This window comes from Terriglobales bacterium, assembly GCA_035624475.1.
Lineage (GTDB): Bacteria > Acidobacteriota > Terriglobia > Terriglobales > Acidobacteriaceae > DASPRL01.
Genome location: DASPRL010000386.1, coordinates 1 through 2,039, shown reverse-complemented (window position 1 = coordinate 2,039; position 2,039 = coordinate 1). Strand labels below are relative to the sequence as shown.

The 2,039-nt window shown below is 69.5% G+C and carries 4 protein-coding genes; all 4 read right to left on the bottom strand.

The features are described from left to right. A partial coding sequence (gene ribD, locus VEG08_15080; protein ID HXZ29316.1) for a bifunctional diaminohydroxyphosphoribosylaminopyrimidine deaminase/5-amino-6-(5-phosphoribosylamino)uracil reductase RibD occupies positions 1 to 400 on the bottom strand: 400 nt, incomplete at its 3' end. Between the two features lie 2 nt (positions 401 to 402). Continuing rightward, the gene (locus tag VEG08_15075) at positions 403 to 567 is read right to left on the bottom strand and encodes a hypothetical protein (GenBank protein HXZ29315.1); all 165 of its coding nucleotides are present in this window, start codon (positions 565 to 567) and stop codon (positions 403 to 405) included. A 44-nt stretch (positions 568 to 611) separates the two neighbouring features. Continuing rightward, positions 612 to 1,592, bottom strand: a complete 981-nt coding sequence (gene ftsY, locus VEG08_15070; GenBank protein ID HXZ29314.1) for a signal recognition particle-docking protein FtsY — start codon at positions 1,590 to 1,592, stop codon at positions 612 to 614. Positions 1,593 to 1,637: 45 nt separating this feature from the next. Beyond that, positions 1,638 to 2,039, bottom strand: a 402-nt coding sequence (locus VEG08_15065) for an HD domain-containing phosphohydrolase (GenBank protein HXZ29313.1), incomplete at its 5' end; no start/stop codon positions are given.

Here is a 2,039-nt window from a genome sequence, read left to right as displayed (position 1 = left end):
CCTCCAACCCTCCCTCGACGACCTCGATGCCGGCTGCCCGCAGCTTCTCGAAGCCCTGGCCGCTGACCTGGGGGTTGGGATCGCGCATGGAAGCCACCACGCGCTGGATGCCCGCGGCCAGGATGGCGTCCACGCAGGGCGGCGTTCGCCCCTGGTGAGAGCAGGGCTCGAGGTTCAGGTAGAGCGTGGCGCCGCGGGAGGCATTGCCGGCCTGCTGCAGCGCCAGCACCTCGGCGTGGTGCACGCCTTCGTAGGTGTGGAAGCCTTCGCCCACGATCTTGCCGCCCGCCACCACCACCGCGCCCACGCAGGGATTGGGCGAGGCCAGGGCGATCCCCTGGTGCGCCAGCTCCAGAGCGCGCAGCAGGAACTGTCCGTCGGTATTGGGCCTAGACGGCACGGTCACTCTTCGTCGGGCTCGGCCACCGCGGCCGCGCCGCTGCGGCCCTTGGGACCGCGGCGCACCGGCGCCAGGCGCTCGGCGTAGGGCTCGCGCGGTGGCTCGGGCTCGCGCTTTCTCCGAGGGGTGAGGATGTTCGAGAGCAGCTTCCGGATCCTGCGCAACATGTCTGGGTCCTCTCCGCGTTCTCTGCGCTCTCTGCGGTGAAAGCTTATGCGAACAACGAATCCACGAACTCCCTGGGATCGAAGGGCAGCAGGTCGCCGGCCTTCTCGCCCACGCCCACGTAGCGCACCGGCAGGCCCAGTTCGCGCGAGATGGCCACCACGATGCCGCCCTTGGCGGTGCCGTCCAGCTTGGTGAGCACGATGCCGGTGACGCCCGCCGACTGGGTGAACAGGCGGGCCTGCTGCAGCCCGTTCTGGCCGGTGGTGGCGTCCAGTACCAGCAGGACCTCGTGGGGCGCGTCCGCCACCAGCTTGCCCGCGGTGCGCCGCATCTTGGCCAACTCTTCCATGAGCGGCGACTTGGTGTGAAGCCGCCCCGCCGTGTCCACGATGACGTAATCGGTGCCGCGCGCGGTGGCCGCCTGCAGCGCGTCGTAGAGCACCGCCGAGGGATCGCCGCCGGGCTTGGTCTTGATGACCTCCACCCCGGTGCGCGAGCCCCAGATCTCCAGTTGCTCGATGGCGGCGGCGCGGAAGGTGTCGGCGGCGGCCATCAGCGCGGTCTTGCCCTGCGCCCGGAAGTGCTGCGCCAGCTTACCGATGGTGGTGGTCTTGCCGGTGCCGTTCACCCCCACCACCAGGATGACCTCCGGCCCTTCCACCTTCTTCACCGGGCGCTCGCTGGTGGCGGCCAGGATCTGCAGCAGCTCTTCCTTGAGCAGGCGCTTGAGTTCGCCCACATCCTTGATCTGTTTGCGGTCGGCCTTCTCGCGCAGCGTGCCCAGCACCTGCTGGGTGACGGCGGTGCCCAGGTCGGCGCCCAGCAGCGAGCCTTCCAGGCCGTCCAGGGTGGCGCGGTCGATCTCGCGCGCTCCCACGATGTCCTCCAGCCGCCCGGTCAGGTTCTCGCGGGTGCGCGTGACCGCTTCCTTCATGCGGTCGAAGAAGCCGGACTTCTTTTCGCTGCCGCCGAACAGGGTCTGGATCATGGGCTGGAGCGGCGGCACGCGGAAGCCGCGCGACATCGCGCCGCGCAGCCATTATAGCGGAGAGGGAAGAGCCGGCCGTGGCTAGTCGGTGGAGGCGCTCTGGCTGGCGCCGGCGGCCACCGCAGGGGCGGGTGCGGCCGCGCTGGCGGCCGCGGCTTCGGTCACCACCGCGGCGCGCGTGAGCCGCAGCGCTCCCCGCTCGAAGACCGAAGTCAGCGCCGCCACCACCTTGGGATCGAACTTGGTGTTGGCCAGCGAATTGATGATGCGCACCACGTACTCCGGGTCCATGGCCGCCTGGTAGGGACGGTTGGTGGTCATGGCGTCGAAGGTGTCGGCCACGGTTATGATGCGCGCCAGCAGCGGGATCTCGTCCCCCTTCATGCCGTGGGGATACCCGCGTCCATCCAGTGATTCGTGGTGCAGCTCGATGCCCGGCAACATCTCGCGCAACTGCTCCACCGGGCGCAGGATATTAGCCAC